A 19807-nucleotide genomic window follows, 5' to 3' on the forward strand; every position below is an offset into this window, starting at 1 on the left:
GATACTGGTCATTTCTTTGTCCCTTTCCGGTTGCGATAGTCCCTGTAGCAGGTATTATTTTGCGTACTACGTTCCAAAACGATTTTTTGCCGGAGCACTTTGCTCCATGGCCGCAATCTCTTCCGAGGGCTTCATGACTAACACTAACTTTTCTCAAACGGCTGCGTTTATCTGGTCGGTGGCCGATCTGCTGCGCGGTGATTTCAAACAGTCTCAGTACGGGCGCGTGATCCTGCCCTTCACGCTGCTGCGTCGTCTTGAATGTGTGTTGGCGGAAACCAAAGATGCGGTGGTGGCGAAATATGATGAATTAAAAACCAGCACACTGCCGGAAGATGCCAAAGAGAAGTTTCTGCTACGCGCCAGCGAGCTTTCCTTCTTCAACACCTCGAAGATGGATCTTGGCAAGATGGGGCAGAACGACATCAAAGCCAATCTGGAAAGCTACGTACAGGCGTTCTCCCCGGATGCCCGTGAGATCTTCGAGCACTTCAAATTCAGTGAGTTTGTTGGCCTGCTTGAAGATGCCAACCTGCTGTTCAAAGTGGTGAAGAAATTCGCCACCACCGATCTCAGCCCAAAAGCAATTTCTAACTATGAAATGGGCCTGGTGTTTGAAGAACTTATCCGCCGTTTCGCGGAAAGTTCTAACGAGACAGCTGGTGAGCACTTCACCCCACGCGATATCGTGCGTCTGACCACTTCGCTGGTGTTTATGGAGGATGATGAAGCCCTGACGCAGCCAGGTATTATCCGCACCATTTATGACCCGACGGCCGGGACCGGCGGCTTCCTCTCTTCAGGCATGGAATATGTGCACGAACTGAACCCTAACGCGGTGATGCGCGCCTTTGGCCAGGAGCTGAACCCGGAATCCTACGCTATCTGTAAAGCCGATATGCTGATCAAAGGTCAGGACGTCAGCCGTATTAAGCTGGGCAACACCCTCTCTAACGACCAGCTGCCGCAGGACCAGTTCGACTACATGCTCTCTAACCCACCGTTTGGCGTGGACTGGAAGAAGATTGAGGGCGAGATTAACGACGAACATACGCAGAAAGGCTTTAACGGCCGCTTTGGCCCGGGCCTGCCGCGTGTTTCCGACGGCTCGCTGCTGTTCCTGATGCACCTGATCAGCAAAATGCGCGACAGCCACAATGTGGATGGTACCGTGAGCAACGGCGGGCGTATCGGGATTATCCTTAACGGTTCGCCACTGTTTACCGGTGGTGCGGGCAGCGGTGAGAGCGAAATCCGTCGCTACATTCTGGAAGCCGATTTGCTGGAAGGTATCGTCGCGCTACCAACGGACATGTTCTACAACACCGGCATTGCCACCTACGTCTGGATCCTCTCCAACAAGAAAGCGCCTGAGCGTAAAGGCAAAGTACAGCTGATTGATGGCACCAACCTGTGCGGAAAAATGCGTAAATCGCTGGGTTCCAAGCGTAACCTGATGGGCGAAGACGATATCAAGCTGATCACGCAGACCTTCGGTGATTTTAAGGTGGTGAATGTCACAACCCTGGAAGAACTGGGGCTGGAAAAAGCCGCCGAGCAAAAATCTAACCGTGGCCGTCAGCCTGCCACCGCCAAAACCGAAGCGCCGAAAACCTTCGCCAGCAAAATCTTTAACAGCACCGACTTTGGCTATCGCCGCCTGACCATTGAACGCCCGCTGCGTTTATCCGCTCAGGTGACCGATGAGGCGATTGCGACGCTGCGCTTTGCGCCGAAGCCGTTTAACGCGCCGATGGAACGCCTGTATGAAGAGTTCGCGTCCCAGTGGCAGGCGGATAACTATGGTGATTTCTCCGAGCTGGAAGCCGAAGCGCGCGCCATCATCAAAGCTGAATTTGCCGAGCTGAAAGAGAAGCAGATCAAAGACCTGCTCGACTGCAAACTGTGGCTGGCACAGCGCGCCTTAATGGAAAAAGCGCAGCAGATTCAGGCAGCTCTGGGTGCGCAGGCGGGTGGCAAAACGCTGGTGAGCAATGACTTCAACCAGTTCCAGCTGACTCTGAAAGGGGCCATTAAAACGGCTGGCGTAAAGCTGGATGCGAAAGAGAACAAACAGTTTATCGATGCTATCACCACCAAAAACCCGGATGCCGAGCCGGTGGTGAAGAAGGTGCTGAAAGAAGCCGCTCAGCCGCTGTACGGTGCATTTGAATACAAAGGCAAAGTTGTGGAGTTTGAACAGGACGGTGAGCTGCGCGATAACGAAAATGTACCACTGAACCCGGCAGTGTCCTCCAGCGACCTGATTGAAAACTACTTCAAAGCCGAAGTGTTGCCGCACGTGAATGACGCGTGGATCAACGCCGATAAGCGCGATGCGAAAGATGGCGAGGTGGGGATTGTCGGTTATGAGATTCCGTTTAACCGCCATTTCTACGTCTATCAGCCACCGCGCCCGTTAGAAGAGATTGATGCCGATCTGGACGCGGTCAGCGCCGAGATTATGAAGCTGCTGCAGGAGGTACATTCCTGATGGCTAAGTATAAGGCGTATCCGGAGTATAAGGATTCTGGAGTTGAGTGGTTGGGAGTTATTCCTAAGGGCTGGACTATCAGTAAAGTAAAGTATCTAGCCCCATTTCAGGTTGGTTGGACCCCGCCAACTAAGAATGATGCCAATTTCATTGGTGATAATCTGTGGGTCAATATTTCTGACTTAAAAGATAAATTTATTTCATCTACAGCAAAATGTATCTCTGATAAAGCTGCAAAAGAAGCGTCAATGGATATCACTCCTAGGGGTTCTCTGCTGTATAGTTTTAAACTATCGGTTGGCGCAGTTTCATTTGCAGGATGTGATCTTTATACAAATGAAGCTATCGCATCATTTTTGGACCAAGCTCAACTGCCTCTATCATATTTGTACTATGCACTCCCGATATTTATTATTGAAAATGCATCAACTAATATCTATGGTGCAAAGATATTAAACCAAGAGCTTATAAAAAACTCATTTTTACTTGCACCTTCACATAGTGAAGCAAAGAAAGTTGCTAAATTTTTGGATCACGAAACCGCAAAAATCGATAACCTGATCGAGAAGCAACAGCAACTGATTGAACTTCTGAAAGAAAAACGTCAGGCAGTGATTAGCCATGCCGTCACCAAAGGGCTAAATCCTGATGTACCGATGAAAGATTCTGGTGTTGAGTGGTTGGGAAAAGTGCCGGAAGACTGGCAATTAAAACAGATACGTCATTTGTGCACTTCAAATGGCGGTGGAACACCATCAAAAAGCAATCCTAATTTTTGGGTTGGTAATATTCCATGGGTTTCTCCAAAAGATATGAAAGTTCAGTATATTTCGGATGCTGAAGATCATGTGAGTGAAGATGCAGTCAAGCAATCTTCAACAAAAAAAATACCTATAGGCTCTGTTCTGATTGTTGTGCGAGGTATGATATTGGCTCACTCTGTACCAGTAGCAATAAACACTAAAGTAGTGACAATAAACCAGGATATGAAAGCGTTGGTGCCTAATGAAAATATATCCTGTGATTATCTACATTTGGTTTTGAGTGGGCTAAAACGTATTTTATTGGAATTAACTGACAATTCTGCGCATGGAACAAAATGTTTACGAACCGATCTTTTTGAAAAGTTATGGATTCCGTTACCATCATTAACACAGCAAAAAACGATTATTTCAGAGATTAACGAGAAAGTAATCAAGATTGATGACCTAATTCATCTACAGGAAGAGGCTAAGGCATTACTTCAAGAACGCCGCACCGCCCTGATCTCCGCCGCCGTCACCGGGAAAATTGACGTCCGCGACTGGGTTGCTCCTGACACGCAGGACGTTGAGGAGCCACAGGAGGCCACCGCATGAGCATGGACAGCACTAAAGAGCTTATCTTCCAGAATGAGATGATTGCTCAGATGGAGGCAAAAGGCTGGATTCGTGGAACAAATAACGGCTACGATCGCGAACGTGCGCTGTATTTCCAGGATGCGCTGACCTTTGTGCAAACCACGCAGCCGCAGGAGTGGGAGAAGTTTGCCAAAATTTATCCTACCGATACCGAGCGTCATTTCCTCGATGCGCTGGTGGCTCAGTTGAAAAAAGCGGATATCAACGCTACCGATATGCTTTCGCGCACTTACGGCACGCTCGGCGTGCTGCGTCATGGTATCAAAAGCCATAACGCGCGTTTTTCCCTGTGCCAGTTTAAGCCGGAACATAACCTCAATCCGGAAACCCTGATACGCTACAAACAGAATATCTGCCGTATTGTGCCGGAACTGGTTTACAGCCCGCATGCGTCGAACGCTGCATTTGAAGAAACGGGTAGCAAGGCAAAGAAATGGCGTATCGACCTGGTGCTGTTCGTCAATGGCCTGCCGGTGGCGACGCTGGAACTGAAGTCTGAATTTAAGCAGGCGGTGCAAAACGCCATTACGCAATATAAGAAAACGCGTTTGCCGAAGGATCCTGGCACCAACAAACCTGAGCCGCTGCTGACCTTTAAACGCGGCGCGCTGGTGCACTTTGCCGTCAGCCAGTACGAAGTGTTTATGGCGACCAAACTCGAAGGCGATAAAACCTTCTTCCTGCCGTTTAACAAAGGCACCCATGACGGCGGCGCGGGGAATGATATCCCGGAAGATGCCAATGACTACGCCACCAGCTATCTGTGGAATGAGGTGCTGCTGCCGGACAATCTGCTGAAAATTCTCGCCAGTTTTGTGCATCTGCAAATCGTCGAAAAAGAAAACGCCATTGGCCTGAAGTACAAAAGCGAGAGCCTGATTTTCCCGCGCTATCACCAGTGGGACGTGGTGAACAAACTGATCACCGCCGCCACCGTGGAAGGGACCGGCAATAAATATCTGATCCAGCACAGCGCCGGGTCGGGCAAGTCGAACTCTATTGCATGGACGGCCCATCAGCTTTCCCGCCTGTACGATGAGAATGGCGAAAAGCAGTTCCACTCGGTGATTGTGGTGACGGACCGTACCGTGCTGGACGATCAGCTGCAGGACACCATCTATCAGTTTGAACATCAGGATGGCGTGGTCGGGCGTATCAATAACAAAGAAGGCGACGGTTCAAAATCGGAGAAACTGGCCAGCGCGCTGGAAAACTCGCAGCCGATTATCATCGTCACTATTCAGACCTTCCCGTTCGTCCTGAAGGCGATTGAAAACAGCGTCAGCCTCAAGCAGCGCAAATACGCGGTGATCGCCGATGAAGCGCACTCCTCGCAGAGCGGCTCTACCGCGCGTCAGCTGAAAGAAGTGCTGATGACCGAAGAAACGGATGACGATGTGGAGATGTCTTCAGAAGATATTCTGGACGCCACCGTCGCCGCGCGTAAAGGCAGCAACAACCTCAACTATTACGCCTTCACCGCCACGCCAAAAGCCAAAACGCTGGAGCTGTTTGGCCGTCGCCCGAATCCGCAGGAACCCGCATCGAAAACGAACAAACCGGAAGCGTTCCACGTTTACTCCATGCGCCAGGCCATCGAAGAAGGCTTTATTCTTGATGTGCTGAAGAACTATACCAACTACAAGGTGGCGTACAAACTGCTGCAAAAGCTGGACGATCCTGACCGGGAAGTGGACAGCAAGAAAGCGAAGATCAAACTGAACCAGTGGGTCTCGCTGCACGATCATAACGTGTCGCAGAAAGTGAAGGTGATTATTGAGCATTTCCGCAAGCATGTGATGCACTTGCTGGCTGGCCAGGCGAAAGCGATGGTGGTGACCAGTTCACGTAAAGCGGCGCTGCGCTACAAGCTGGCGTTCGATAAATACATCGCCGAGCAAAAGTACGACAAGATCAGCGCCATGGTGGCGTTCTCCGGGGAAGTGGAATTCCACGAAGATGACCACAACAGCCTTGCGCTGCTTAACCAGAAGTTCACCGAGATCAATATGAACCCTGGACTGAAGGGCCGGGATATGCGTAAAGCGTTTGATACTGACGACTACCAGGTGATGCTGGTGGCTAACAAATTCCAGACCGGTTTTGACCAGCCCAAGCTGTGCGCTATGTATGTGGATAAAAAGCTGGGCGGCGTGGAGTGCGTACAGACACTGTCGCGGCTAAACCGTACCTATCCGGGGAAGGCGCAGTCCGGCACCTTTGTGCTCGATTTCTACAACGAACCTGAAGAGATTTTGGGGGCTTTCCAGCCGTACTACCAGACAGCGGAACTGACCGATGTCAGCGATCCGCAGTTGGTCTTTGAACTTTATGAAAAACTGCGCACCAGCGGCATTTTCCTGTGGAACGAAGTGGAGCAGTTCTGCGAGGCATTCTTCAGCAAAAATAAATCCAACGCGGCTATTAGCAATATTTGCAAACCTGCGGTGGAGCGCTGGAAGCATCGCTACACCTCGGCGATTGATGCTTATGTGCTAGCCAAAGAGATGTTTGAACGCACGAAGAAGACCGGCGACGTTGTGCTGATCACCAATGCGGAAAATACCTTTAAGGACTGCGAGAAAGAAAAAAGTAAGCTGGATATCTTCAAGAAGGATCTCGGTAGCTTTGTCCGCTTTTACGAGTTTATGTCGCAAATCGTCGATTACGACGACAAAGACCTGGAAAAGCTGAGCCTGTTTGCCCGTCACTTGCGCCCATTGCTGCATGAACAACGTATCGAAGAAGATGAGGTTGATTTAAGCAACGTGGAGATGAGCCATTACCGTTTGTCAAAACTCCACGAGCAACACCTGAAGCTGCAGGAAGATGCGACGGAATACAAAATCAAACCGGGTAATGATGTAGGTACCGCGAAGCCAAAGGACAAGAAAGAAGAGTTTCTGTCGAATATCCTGGCTCGACTGAATGAGCTGTTTGTCACCGATAATCTCACCGATAAAGACATGATCAACTATGCCTTCGCGGTGCGCGACAAGCTGTCAGAAAACCAGGCGGTGATGACCCAGATTGCTAACAATACACGCGAGCAGGCAATGCTGGGCGATTTCCCGAAAGCCATTGATGATGCCGTGATGGACAGCAATGAGGCCCAGCAGGAGATGATGGTGCAATATCTCTCTAACCCTGAACTGGCCAAGGGCTTTGCTCGGGTTGTGTTTGATATGTTGAAAGGGGCTTAACGCTTTTTCATCAAGGAGTGGTGTAGGAAATGCTGAATTCTCTCGAGATATACCAGGCGTTGAATGAATTGGGTTATCGTCTTGAGTCTGGAAAATTCGAGCCAAGCTATGCTTCTGAGCATGCGCTCGGGAATGGAAAGTATCTGTATGTCAAACGCCGTCAGGACGGTGTGGTTAACAAGAGCCCATTGGTTCTTGCACCAGAAACCCTGGCCTTAAAAGCGGAAATCGATCGTATTTCGGGTATCCACTGCCTTTGGGAAAAAGTAAAAAGCACCAGCTACCGCCGTTATCCGAAAGATAACGGTACATCCCAATATGGTTTCGCGGCTGATGTTGAGTCAGTTGAAGCGTTACAGGCGCTGGTAACTTTGCTGGGAGGCCAACCAGCTATAACTCCCCAAACCGGACTAATAAGAGACAACGAAAATAAGGAACAATCATTAATGTATCCCTTAAACCAAATTCTCTTCGGGCCCCCCGGCACAGGTAAAACCTACTCTACGACCGAAATGGCGGTAAAAATCGCCGATAATGCGTGGTACCAACAGGCTACGCGCGAACATCATGGCAATGACTTACGGGAGTTGGTAAAAGAACGCTATAAGTCGTTAGTAGAAAAGCAGCGCATTATGTTTACCACCTTCCACCAGAGCTTCTCCTATGAAGATTTTATCGAAGGGATCCGCGCGACCACTGATGAAACATCGGGTGCGCTTCGCTACGAAGTAGTGGATGGTATTTTTAAACAGCTGTGCCTGAATGCTGAAGTTAAAACACGTGGTAGTTCAAACCAATCATTGTCCTTGAATGGGAGACGGATTTGGAAAATGTCTCTCGGGAATACGCTTGACGGAGAAGATTATATTTTTGATGAGTGCCTTGTGAATAATTATATTCTATTAGGTTGGGGTGATAATCTTGATTTTAGTGGCTGCACGACAGCTGCTGATATCCGACTGCGCATCGATGAAGCAAGTGATAGTCTGGTTGAGCGAAGTGAATACATGCTGACTGCGGTCAATATGTTTAAAAACATCATGCAAAATGGTGATATAGTTATTATTTCCGATGGCAACCATAAATTTAGAGCCATTGCCGAGATCGCTGGCGATTATCAATTTTTACCTAATGATGAACGCGTCGGCTATCATCAAATGCGTAAGGTCAACTGGCTACGAACCTATTCTCCGAGCTTACCGAAAGAACAGCTTTTTTTAAAAGCACTTTCACAGATGACATTATATGAGTTGAGGGATACCTCAATTGACAGGGAAAAACTGTCTCAACTACTGGCTCCGGTTGAAACAACTGATAATCAAGCATTGCCGCACGTTCTCATCATCGATGAAATAAATCGCGGTAATATTGCCCGCATCTTTGGTGAACTAATTACTCTGCTGGAACCCGATAAACGACAGGGCGCCGAAGATGCCCGCACTTTAGTATTACCTTATTCTAAGCAGCTGTTTTCCGTGCCTAAAAATGTCTATGTGATTGGCACTATGAATACTGCTGATAAATCATTAATTCAGATGGATCTGGCGTTAAGGCGCCGTTTTAGCTTTACAGAAATGCCTGCAAGACCGGAGTTGTTAGCTGGGATCACTGCGTATGGCGTTGATGCCGCACAGTTGCTAACGCGTATTAATCAGCGTATCGAAGCGCTACTGGATAGTGAGCATATGATTGGTCATGCTTACTTTATGCCACTAAAGAAATTAGACAATAACGCCGACCGCGAAGCCTGCCTGGCCAGCATCTTCCATGACAAAATCATTCCCTTGCTGAGAGAGTATTTCTTTGATGATTATGAGCGTATCGGTTGGGTGCTTAATGACTCGGTAAAAGCGAAAGAAAACCGTTTTATTCTGTTACAGCAGTCAGCACAACTACCATCACTTTCTGCACTATTTCCGAAAGATATTGCGGATAGTTTGTCTGACAGACGCTTTCGTATCAATGAACATGCTTTCGCGTCGGCAGAAGCTTATCAGGGTATTGTGGCATGATGATCCAGGTCCGGGAATATGCTCTGCTGACTTGTGATAACGCTCAACCAGCCAGTATGGATTTGGGAATAGTTTCTGAGGCAACCTTTTCCTGGCTTGAGCAATTGCAACACAAGTGGCGTGGTTCTTCGCAAATTCTCAGTCGGGAAGGGAAGCGTTTTTTGCGTTTGGGAAGCTATGTTGGTTATCTACAATCCCCGAATGGCGAGTCAATTGAAATTCTGCCTAAAACCACACTTGAAGCTCCAGCTGAGGTAGTCCCTCTACGTCAACTTTTACGCAGAATGCTAAGCGCCTCTTTAGGGATTACGCCTCGTGAGGCAAATCAGGCTGCATTGCAACGTAGCGATCAGCCTCTACATGAATGGATAATCAGTGAGTTTTTGCGGCATCTTGCTGATTTAGTACGCAAAGGACTTCGTTTCGATTATCACCTCAATGAGGATGAACATAGTGCGTTCATCCGCGGTCAATTGAATGTCACTGCGCAAATGAGAATGCCTCCGGGCAGAGGCACTCGTTTTCATGTGCTCTATGCCGAGTTATCCCCTCAGCGCATCGAGAACCGTCTGCTACGGACGGCTTTGGATTGGTCGCTTAAAATGGCCAGGCAAGGGCAGAGCTGGAGGCAGGCAAATTCTCTAAGCCATCAACTGGAAGACATATTGCCTATTTATGGCAGTACAACACAGCTAATGAGGCAATGGAGCGATGGTAAATATCTCTTCGGATATCGCGCTATAAAACCGTGGTGCCAGCTCATTCTTGAACAGATGAATCCAGATTTTCAATTTGGATCGCATCAGGGAATCTCTTTGTTATTTCCTATGGAGAAGTTATATGAGGGCTGGGTAGGATGCGGTCTGGCTGGGGCATTGCATCACGATCACCGGCTCATAGAACAAACCAAGAGCCAGTACTTGTTGGAGCATGTACCTGTTGGTGAAATGTCTTCTCAACGATGGTTCTTGCTTAAACCAGACTTTCTTATCACTGGCAGGCAGACGGTGGTCCTGGATGCTAAATGGAAACTTTTAGATAGCAGAGCTGATGATAGGCAGAGAAAGTATGAAATCAGCCAGCCTGACCTGTACCAAATGTTCGCCTATGGACAAAAGTATCTTCGCGGTAAAGGAAATATGATGCTCATTTATCCGCGTCATCAGTACTTTGCCACATCACTGCCGGTGTTCCGTTTCGATGAAAATTTGTCTCTATGGTGTGTGCCCTTTGATCTTGAAACGGGTAAATTAGTGAAAGGTGAGTGGCAAACTTCTTTCCACTGTTTTCCCTGTGAAGAGGCTGTAACGGCTCATAGCGATTAACCAAATAATCGGTAATTTATTGAAAGCTTATAGCTAAGGAAGCAATCATTATGATTTATAGAGATTTTTACCATTTAATGTTGGAGTCTTTTTCCCAACCAGTTGAACTGTACACTGAGTCAAGAAATGTACCTTTTACGCTGTATGTTGAAGAACAAAAGCTGTTTGTTCGAAATGGAAAAGATAATACCAGCCGTATTGGTCCCAAAGAAGTCGCAGCATTTGTTGAGCGGTTTGAAGAAAATGGAAGCATGTTAGCTAAAGACTACCAGGATGTGACTTTCAAAGCCTCCTATTTATTGGCTGCAATGAAATATATCACTTTAAAAAACTCGCTGAATCCTGGCAATAAATAGCCATCTTTACCGATGGATGGTTATTTATTGAAACTTTCTCAAATATTCCCTCCACCACAGACCTATCTTTCCTCAACTCACCAATTTACCGCATTATTGTTAAGTAGCTCAGGGATGCGTTTTGACTCCAACCCAGGACGATGTTGTCTATTAGCGGAGGGCGGAGCATGGCTAGCGCAGTCGTTTCCGCACCCTGCGCGGCAGTCTCACTCCTAAAATGAAAGCTGAGCACAGCCGGCGTATCGCCAGTCGCGAGCTGGCTGACGAGTTCACCGGCCGGATTCCCGGCCGTCGCGCTTCCACATATGGACCTCGACGCTGCCAGCACGCCCGGCCAGCTTAAAGTCTGGCAGGAGAAAATCCGTCAGCGCGAGGCTGACCTGAAAGCGCGGGGGCTGCTGCCATGATGCACTGTCCGTTCTGCAAAAAGTCGGCGCATGCCCGCACCTCCCGCTATCTGTCGGAGAACGTCAAACAGCGCTATCACCAGTGCACCAATATTGAGTGCTCGGCGACGTTTCACACCATCGAAGCCATTGACGATGGTTATCTGGCCCCCGGCGGAGAAAACGCCGCCTGTCGCGGAGCCGGTCACACCCCGGCACCCCGTAAAGTGCAGGGCTGCTACAGCTCGCCATACCGTCATTAATCAGGGGAGAACTGACCATGACCACCCTCACGCTACAGCAGGCCTTTGAGGCCTGTCAGAATAACAAAACCGCCTGGGTGAACCGTAAAGCCGAACTCGCGGCCGCAGAGCAGGAATATCAGGAACAGGTGCTGGCCGGGGATGACCGTATTCCGGGCAGAATGCAGGAACTGCGCGACATTATGGACGTCAAAAAATGGGAGATTAATCAGGCCGCCGGGCGCTATATCCGCTCCCATGAAGCGGTACAGCGCATCAGTATCCGCAACCGGCTGAATGACTTTATGCAGGCGCACGGGACAGAGCTCGCCGCCACGCTTGCCCCGGAGCTGATGGGACTCAGCCAGCAGCCCGCACTCCTGACCGGCCATGCGCTCGACCGTTCGGCGCATTACCTGCGCGAAGCGCTGTCCGTGTGGCTGAGTACCGGTGAAGAAATTAATTATGCCGCAGAAGACAGCGATATTTTAACGGCCATCGGATTCAGGCCTGACGCGGCTTCGCGGGTGCATAATCAGGAAAAATACACCCCCGCACAGAGCCTGATTTATGCCTGTCGGCGCACGGAACTGGCCGGCAGATAGCCCCGCAAAAAATCCCCGAAAATACCGCTATTTTTCCCGAATTAAGCCATGCATCCACAGGGTGCATGGTTTTGCATGCGTTCTTCCGTCCCGTAACTCCCTTCGCAACCCTGTCCCGGCGCGGTTTGAGACTGTCGATGCACCTGCATGAAAACCGACCCACGAAGCGTGCAGGCGAGGCGGGGAAAGCACCGCGCGCCAGCGGTAAAGTATTTATTTAATGATATTTAATTTGGCGGCCTGAGCGCGTCGCTGCGCTGCGCGGGTTCACGGGGATACTATGGGCAATGTAAGGAAATTTGAGGTCATGACGAGGTTCTGAGGTGGTTTATCTTGGGAGGAAGAAACATATGGAGAAACACGGAAAATCAGCCAATTACAGTTTCTAAGATGTAATTATTGAAGCCGCTCCACTACGCGGGCAGGCGTGGAGGAGAGAGCATTCAGAGCTAACAAAAAGTACATATTCATTTAGGTGGTCATAGCGAATCCTCTCTCCCTTTAACCTGAGGCAACATAAAACCCATTGATAGATAGAAGACTACGCCGTCCCACCGCACACTGTCACAAGCACATACTTGCATCATGTATGCCTAAGCCTTATGTTTTATAGTGCAATTGATGGTTCAACTTTGGAGCTAAGCACATGGCAGAGAACGGGCCGATTGAGGAATTGGCAAAAATAATTTCTAATAAAATCTTTGATAAATTTTTATGGAAACAAGTGGGTCCTTGCGATCAGGATTTTTCATGCGAAAAAGAAGAGAAACATAAACCAGTAAATAAGGAGCAAGGTCACACACACCCTGTTGATGTTGTCTTTAGCTACAAAGATCCCTATCTAAATAAAATTATATATTTAAATACCGATTTAAAAAGTTATAAAAAAGGCTCTATAACTCCTGCAAAAATTGAAGCGGCCTTATCATCTCTTGCGCATACTATTGATTGCGCACGACACAGTGATGACTGGAAAAGCAAATACGATACTGAAGTTGGCGCCAATGAAATAAGAGGAATGCTATTTGTATATAATCATGATAATGATTTTTCACATAATTTTTATGAATATTTCAATCCTAAAAAACCTGATGGGGCAAAAAGAAGGCCTGCATCAGTTAATATGGAAAAAATCAGCATCCAGCCTAATCAGCAAATACATATAATTGAACCAAAAACTATTAACTACCTAATGTCAATAATTGCAGACATGAATGAAATGATTGCTGAAGGTACGTTTCCTCAAGGGCAGCGATATGGATTTTTCTATCCTCAGCTAACTTATCACAAAGTACTTGTAAATGATATCTATCTACCTGCGACCATCGAATTACTTACCGCACCATTCTTGATAATTAAGCATGATAAAGCAATTGGAATAGATTACAACTCACAGACATCAATCGAAACATATCCTAATGGTTATGTTGTTTACTATAATCGGACTGGTGCAAGTGAATTAGAATTCATGTATTTATTAGACTTACTTTCAAGCTATCAAATACTTAACCTTGAAAACAATATAAGAATAAGAGTTGCATCAAAAGATAGAAGTGACTCCATCCGTTCAAGTTTTAATAGAGCGCTCGAAAAATATGCTCACGAATGGGGCTTTGATGACACTGCAAAACAAAAACTCTTCAAAATAGAGTTACATTTAGTGCCTGTAGCGAAAGAATTTTACTCAACACAAGAAATATCATGGGACTATTAAAAATGAAGAATATACATTGTGTTACTGACAAAGCTCTTTATGATGCTCTTAATCAATCCCAAATTAGCATGGGAGAAATGAGCGATCTATTCTTAGATAGGGGTATCATTATATCAAAGAAAACTCCCAGGAAGGACTTGGCTAAAAACTTTTCAAAATTCAATCATGATTATTACGATCACCAAAAAATAGCTTCTTATTTAGGCGGAGGAAATAGAAAGGAGCGCTCCACCTCAAAAATAATAAAATCCGATATGACCGATGATATTATCTTGGCTGCAGCTGATGAGTTAAAATCTAGCATAGAGAAAGAAAGTGATCTTTGCCAAGTATACAAGAGCAATGGAAAAATATATGTAAGCATTACATATCTATCTACAAATTATGGCCGAAGTGATTTCAAACAAGTAATCAAGAAAGAAGCCGTAATAGAAATAGAACGCCAGAAAAACTCTTATGTAATAAGAAGACCAGACAATGAACAAGTTGAAAACTATGAAGTCAAGTTATTAGCCAGTATAGAAAAAGAGATACATAAAAATAACAATGAAGATGGGATTGAAGAGGAAATCCCTCCGTTAAGCATTAAAGAGATAAGTATGGAAGATCTAACTGACCCTGATATGAGGACAACATTCTTCACTAAGCTAATAACAAACCTAGAAGGCTTCATTTTAGAAGATGTAACAGACGCTTACGTATACCATCCCAAACCTGAACGTCTGGAAGAAGAAGATGGAAATACTGAGACAGGAGTGCATGTAAGTAGAGCATCACTCAAGGGAGAGGGAGTTTTAAAATCTGAAGAGTTAAGTTCACTTTATGAAAGAGGCTTTTATATTTGGAAGATTAGATGGACTGCAAAGGAGAATGTCCCCGACCCAGATATTTATGAATTCGAAGCACAATTCAGTAATCAAGAGGAATTTAAAGATTTTTCATATTCAGCTAAAAGCGTAAAAAAGTACAAAGGCTTCGGAAAATATAACAAAAATTTCGTGTCTCTAACAAAATCAGAAGAAAGTAAATTTCTTAAATTAATTGAAAGTGCTGCTTATTCAATTATAATAGATTTAGAAAAACAAGCACAAGGGGAATAACACAATGACTCGACGTGTTAAATTAATAAGGATTAAGACCCGAAAAAGTCTGGATGATTTTTCTGTTCTTTTTCATAAAAAGGGGTTTTCAGTGGGCTCCGAGTATGGATTCCTAGATGTTAACTCTCAATCCAATGAAATTAAATCTACATATGTAGAGATGGAAAAAATTCATCAAGATTATATCGATCCACTTGGCGAAAGATATGAGCAGACATTTGTAAGTTATAATGTCTTCGAGTTCAGCATTACAACTTTAGATAAAGGAATATATCTACTCTCCATCTGCAACCCGCCTAAATCTATAAAAAAATTCATCGAGCGACTTAGTTCTTATTTTGAGTATGAAGTCACTTTCAGTATGGTTGTTCTTAACTTGAATGAGATCATTCATAAATTACTATCGAATGAGCGTATACAACTACTTCACATAAATAAACTTAAAGCCAGTGGTTTAAAGCTTAACGATACTTCTACAGCCTGCATTGATATAATATCAAAAGGAAATGCAGTTAAAGAAGTAGAGACTTATGCAAACGGCTCTAAGTATACAATAGATAAAATCAAGGGTCAGATGTATTATGATGAACAAAAGATATCTTTTGAGATGTCAAAATCCGGGCTTATCTCCATTAATAATGAAGATTTTAATTTCAACGAGCTAATAAGCATTATTTATGTTTAAGAATTTAGGCAGTAATTATTTTACTGCCTTCCTTAATATTTTTTCCCAAATTCAAATGGTGAAATAACATTCTCTCCATTGGCATCAAGAAAATCAGCCCACCATTGCACCATGAGACGCCGTTCATCTAAATGCTCAGACGTATGAATATAAGCTGCACGCACATTATTGCGCTCTGAGTGACTCAACTGGCGCTCAATAGCATCATCGCTCCACAACCCTGATTCCCCAAGCGCACCACGCGCCATCGTCCTGAATCCATGCCCGCAAACCTCAGTTTTCGTGTCATATCCCATGGCACGCAACGCACTGTTTACCGTATTTTCACTCATGACCTTAGTTGCGTCATGATCTCCTGGGAAAAGAAGCTCTTTATCACCACTAATCTGCTTAAGCTGCTCTAACAAAATCATCGCCTGTCGACTGAGAGGAACAATATGCTCCTCTTTCATCTTCATGCCACGATACGAGTAACGCACACCTTTAATTTCTTCTCGTTTTGCAGGTACTCGCCATAGAGATTTATCGAAGTCGAACTCATCCCAACGCGCAAAGCGCAACTCACTTGAACGCACAAAAGTTAGCAAGGAAAGCTCGACCGCGATCCGTGTCATCATGCGGCCACGGTATGCCGCAAGGCGTGCAAGAAACTCAGGGAACCGGCTAGAGGGTAAAGCAGGATAGTGTCGTGCTTTGGTTGTTGATAAAGCACCAGCCATATCACTGGCCGGGTTAGAGTCGATGTAATCGTTCTGTACGGCATAACGCATAATGGCCGTCACACGCTGCTGAAGACGCTGTGCGACGTCATGTTTGCCACTAGCATCAACTTTTTTAATCGGGGCTAACAGGTGGCTGGTTTTGAGCTGGCGAATGTCGGACGAACCGATATGAGGGAAGATATAAAGCTCAAGATAGCGAAGAACGCGCGATCGATGGTCTTCACTCCAGCGCTTGTTACTGGCATGCCATTCGCGAGCAATGGTTTCGAAAGTATATGCACCCGAATTCTCGGCCTGAGCTTCTTTCTGTTCGGCTTTTGGGTCAATGCCCTGTACTAACAGCTTTTTAGCTTCGTCGCGCTTGGCTCTTGCCTGAGCAAGCGTCACAGTAGGCCAAACACCAAAAGCAAGGCGATCCTCTTTTTTGTCAGAGGGGCGTCTGTATTTCATGCGCCAGTATTTAGACCCCTTAGCCGAAACTTCGAGATACAAACCGCCGCCATCGGCCATTTTGTAGGTTTTGTCTTTGGGCTTTGCGGTCTCTACCAGCCTGGCGTTGAGCTTCATTTTGGGGGCACATTTCTAATCGAAGTTAAGATGCCCCCAATTATGCCCCCAATGACATCCGGATTTCAACGGACAACCTCGGACGACTCAGGACGTAAAAATCGCTGCAAGCATTGATTTTTAAGGTAAAATTGGACTTTCTCGGATGGTCTTGGAAGTACTAATGGTGCCGAAGGCCGGACTCGAACCGGCACGTATTTCTACGGTTGATTTTGAATCAACTGCGTCTACCGATTTCGCCACTTCGGCACTGAAGGGGATGCGGAAACGTTCTGGATTATACCTGTCGGCGGCGGTCATGCAAGCGACAGCGTGTCGTCATTGCGCTAAGTGTTGAAAAAAACAGCGCTATCCTGCGCGGCGTCAGCTTTTACCACCGTTCCGGGGCGCAACTGCCACCAGCAACCCTCCTCTCACAACCCCGCGACCCCAACTCCACACGCCAACCATTACCTCTTTCCCCCTCAATAACACCCAAACCCCACTCAAAATCATCTCAAATTGTTCTCACATTACTCTCACCCGCATCCCCAGCACAGCCCATCTCTCCCCAAACAAATCCCCAATATCCCCTCCCCCAATACTCCCCCAACCCCACCCACTATCATTCCCATATATTCCAGAAAGTTTTAGCCAATACCTTTTTGTTATTCACTCGCTCCGCAGCCAAATATTAATTTAATCAATATTTTTATAACTTTACATTAATGAAAAGTTTTCTTTTTGCCGTTTATTCCAGGATTTTCCTCAGGCGTGAAGGGTTCCGGTAAACACTATTTTTACTAGTCGCTGTACGAGTCTTGATGGACATATTCACTCGATGAATTAACTCAGGAGAATACTTGTGACGACGTTAAAACCTTTGCTGGCCCGCAACCGCAGCTGGGCGCTGCAGAAGTGTCAGCATGACCCGGACTATTTCGAAAAATGGGTCGACGGGCAGCGGCCCCACTCGCTGTGGATCGGCTGCTCCGACAGCCGCGTTCCCGCCGAGGTGCTCACCGGCAGCCAGCCCGGCGAGCTCTTTGTCCACCGCAATATCGCCAACATGCTCGATCCCGCCGACGACAACGTCATGAGCGTCCTGCAGTATGCCCTCCACTACCTTGAGGTGGAGCGGGTGGTGCTCTGCGGCCACTACGGCTGCGGCGGCGTGCAGGCGGCGCTCTCCCTGCCCACCCTGCCGCTGGCGCAGGAGTCCTCGACGCTGGCTCGTCGCATCGGCCAGCTGCGCCACACCCTGCATCACGAAATTGCGCAGATCGCCGATGGGTGTGGTGTTGCGGCCTCCCCCGGCGCCAGCGCCAGCACCGACGCGGAGCCCTCTTGCCATGCGCTGGATGCCCTGGTGGAAGCCAACGTTCGCGCCCAGTTCGCCCGTCTGCTGGAGAGTGAACCGGTGCAGACGGTGCTCGCCAGCGGGCGACCGCTCAGCCTGCACGGCTGCGTCTACGATCTGGCTTCAGGCCATTTAACCACCCTCGTTGAACACCTCTCACCGCAGGAGCACGCCCCATGAATACGTTTCGTCAGGACTCTCTCGCCGGCATCGTCGTCTTCCTTGTCGCCCTGCCGCTGTGCCTCGGCATCGCCCAGGCCAGCGGCTTACCGCCCTTCGTCGGCCTGCTGACCGGCATCATCGGCGGCCTGGTCGTCACCGCCCTCAGCCCCTCCCGCTTCGCCGTCAGCGGCCCCGCCGCCGGACTGGTCACCATCGTCGTCGCCGCCATTGAATCCCTGGGTTCCTTCTCCGTCTTCCTGATGGCGCTGGTGCTGGCCGGCGTGCTACAGCTGCTGTTCGGCATTCTGCGGGCCGGGCGCTTTATCTCGCTGGTTCCCGCCAGCGTCATCAAAGGCATGCTGGCGGCGATCGGCATCCTGCTGATTATGCAGCAGATCCCCGTCGCGCTTGGCACGGCGGAAGAGACCGGACTTGCCGAAGTGGTTCAGGGCAACGCCGCTTTCTCCGTCACTGCGATTACCGTCGCCGCGGGCGGCCTGCTCGTGCTCTGGCTGTGGGGCTCGCCGCTTATCCGCCGGGTGAAGAGCCTGCGCTGGATCCCCGGGCCGCTGATCGCCGTCCTGCTCGGCTGCGTGACCACCCTGCTGCTGACCCATTTTGCGCCGCAGCAGCTGGCCGCCCTGCCGCGTATTACCCTGCCGGCGTTCGGCAGCCTCGGCGATCTGCTGGGCGAGCTGGAGTCCCCCGCATGGAGCGCCTGGCGTAATCCGTCGGTGTGGGTGGTGGCGGTGACCCTGGCGCTGGTCGCCAGCCTCGAAACCCTGCTCAGCCAGGAGGCGCTGAAAAAGCTGCGCCCGCAAAATCCGCCCCCTTCGCCGAACCGCGAAATGGTCGCCCAGGGCGTCGGCAATCTGCTCTCCGGCGTGCTGGGGGCGATGCCGATCACCGCGGTGATCGTCCGCAGCTCGGTGAACGTCAGCAATGGCGCGCAGAGCAAGCTGTCGATCTTTATCCACGGCGTACTGCTGCTGATCTGCGGCCTGTGGTTTAGCGGCCTGCTGACCTTAATCCCGCTCGCCAGCCTCGCCGCCGTGCTGCTGTATACCGGCTATAAGCTGGCGCCGCCGCGGCTGTTCATCGAGCAGTTCCGCCAGGGGGCGGCGCAGTACGTCCCGTTCCTCGCCACCATCGGCGGGATTATCTCCTTCGGCATGCTGGCGGGGATCGGGATTGGTCTTGCCACCCAGATGGCATTCAGCCTCTGGCGCAGCCATCGCCACTCGCTGCAGCTGGCGCGCTACGATGACCACTACGTGCTGCGCATCCAGCAGAATCTGACCTTTATGCACAATCCGCATCTGCTGGCCCTGCTGGCGAAGATTCCGGAAAAGAGCGTGGTGATCGTCGAGCACGACAGCGTCGGCTATCTCGACCCGGACGTGCAGGCGGTGCTGGATGATTTTGCCGAGAACGCCCCGCAGCGCGGCATCCGCCTTAATCAGTGGCCGCTCGCCAGCCGCTGACCTTAACGGGC

The 19807-nt window shown here is 48.5% G+C and carries 13 protein-coding genes, 1 tRNA gene and 3 pseudogenes; 15 read left to right on the plus strand and 2 right to left on the minus strand.

All coding sequences use genetic code 11. The features are described 5' to 3' along the window. Positions 1–133: 133 nt before the first annotated feature. The 13 genes and pseudogenes from DTA24_RS25050 (at position 134) to DTA24_RS25105 (ending at position 15522) form a co-directional block, all read left to right on the plus strand. The gene (locus DTA24_RS25050; RefSeq protein ID WP_164481353.1) at positions 134–2494 is read left to right on the plus strand and encodes a type I restriction-modification system subunit M; all 2361 of its coding nucleotides are present in this window, start codon (positions 134–136) and stop codon (positions 2492–2494) included. After that, positions 2494–3852, plus strand: a complete 1359-nt coding sequence (locus DTA24_RS25055) for a restriction endonuclease subunit S (RefSeq protein ID WP_102781452.1) — start codon at positions 2494–2496, stop codon at positions 3850–3852. Before DTA24_RS25050 ends, DTA24_RS25055 begins: the two co-directional genes overlap by 1 nt. Continuing rightward, positions 3849–7097 carry a type I restriction endonuclease subunit R gene (locus DTA24_RS25060; RefSeq protein WP_123837110.1) on the plus strand — a complete coding sequence of 1083 codons (3249 nt, stop codon included), beginning with the start codon at positions 3849–3851 and terminating at the stop codon, positions 7095–7097. Before DTA24_RS25055 ends, DTA24_RS25060 begins: the two co-directional genes overlap by 4 nt. 29 nt (positions 7098–7126) lie before the next feature. Continuing rightward, positions 7127–9109 carry an AAA family ATPase gene (locus tag DTA24_RS25065; RefSeq protein WP_043875886.1) on the plus strand — a complete coding sequence of 661 codons (1983 nt, stop codon included), beginning with the start codon at positions 7127–7129 and terminating at the stop codon, positions 9107–9109. Continuing rightward, positions 9106–10434, plus strand: a complete 1329-nt coding sequence (locus DTA24_RS25070; protein WP_123837111.1) for an McrC family protein — start codon at positions 9106–9108, stop codon at positions 10432–10434. Before DTA24_RS25065 ends, DTA24_RS25070 begins: the two co-directional genes overlap by 4 nt. Before the next feature lie 50 nt (positions 10435–10484). Further along, positions 10485–10790, plus strand: coding sequence for a hypothetical protein (locus DTA24_RS25075; RefSeq protein ID WP_043875888.1), 306 nt, complete (start codon positions 10485–10487; stop codon positions 10788–10790). 175 nt (positions 10791–10965) lie between these two features. Then, positions 10966–11073 (plus strand): annotated as a pseudogene (locus DTA24_RS25080) (capsid protein); the annotation flags it as partial. Beyond that, positions 11060–11197: pseudogene (locus DTA24_RS28670) on the plus strand (glycoprotein 3); the annotation flags it as partial. The pseudogenes DTA24_RS25080 and DTA24_RS28670, both read left to right, overlap by 14 nt. Next, positions 11194–11439: pseudogene (locus DTA24_RS25085) on the plus strand (ogr/Delta-like zinc finger family protein). The pseudogenes DTA24_RS28670 and DTA24_RS25085, both read left to right, overlap by 4 nt. Before the next feature lie 17 nt (positions 11440–11456). Next, positions 11457–12023, plus strand: coding sequence for a phage polarity suppression protein (locus DTA24_RS25090; protein ID WP_123837112.1), 567 nt, complete (start codon positions 11457–11459; stop codon positions 12021–12023). 646 nt (positions 12024–12669) lie between these two features. Then, on the plus strand, positions 12670–13737 hold the full coding sequence (locus tag DTA24_RS25095) for a hypothetical protein (RefSeq protein ID WP_123837113.1): 1068 nt from the start codon (positions 12670–12672) through the stop codon (positions 13735–13737). After that, complete coding sequence (locus DTA24_RS25100; RefSeq protein WP_227540383.1) at positions 13725–14837, plus strand: hypothetical protein; 1113 nt, start codon at positions 13725–13727, stop codon at positions 14835–14837. The genes DTA24_RS25095 and DTA24_RS25100 overlap by 13 nt, the downstream gene beginning before the upstream one ends. Before the next feature lie 4 nt (positions 14838–14841). Further along, on the plus strand, positions 14842–15522 hold the full coding sequence (locus DTA24_RS25105) for a hypothetical protein (RefSeq protein ID WP_123837114.1): 681 nt from the start codon (positions 14842–14844) through the stop codon (positions 15520–15522). A 32-nt stretch (positions 15523–15554) separates the two neighbouring features. On the opposite strand, the gene DTA24_RS25110 is transcribed toward DTA24_RS25105, so the two are convergent. Together DTA24_RS25110 and DTA24_RS25115 are read right to left on the minus strand one after the other, a co-directional pair. Beyond that, the gene (locus tag DTA24_RS25110) at positions 15555–16811 is read right to left on the minus strand and encodes a tyrosine-type recombinase/integrase (protein ID WP_123837115.1); all 1257 of its coding nucleotides are present in this window, start codon (positions 16809–16811) and stop codon (positions 15555–15557) included. Positions 16812–16975: 164 nt separating this feature from the next. After that, positions 16976–17060: transfer RNA gene (locus DTA24_RS25115), tRNA-Leu, on the minus strand. Positions 17061–17655: 595 nt separating this feature from the next. On the opposite strand from DTA24_RS25115, the gene DTA24_RS25125 reads away from it, so the two are divergent. Both DTA24_RS25125 and DTA24_RS25130 read left to right on the plus strand, forming a co-directional pair. Further along, positions 17656–18330: a carbonic anhydrase gene (locus tag DTA24_RS25125; RefSeq protein ID WP_123837116.1), complete on the plus strand. Its 675-nt coding sequence runs from the start codon at positions 17656–17658 to the stop codon at positions 18328–18330. After that, complete coding sequence (locus tag DTA24_RS25130; protein ID WP_123837117.1) at positions 18327–19796, plus strand: SulP family inorganic anion transporter; 1470 nt, start codon at positions 18327–18329, stop codon at positions 19794–19796. Before DTA24_RS25125 ends, DTA24_RS25130 begins: the two co-directional genes overlap by 4 nt. Positions 19797–19807: the final 11 nt, after the last annotated feature.

The organism is Klebsiella sp. P1CD1 (genome assembly GCF_003790505.1).
Classification (GTDB): Bacteria; Pseudomonadota; Gammaproteobacteria; order Enterobacterales; family Enterobacteriaceae; genus Klebsiella; species Klebsiella variicola.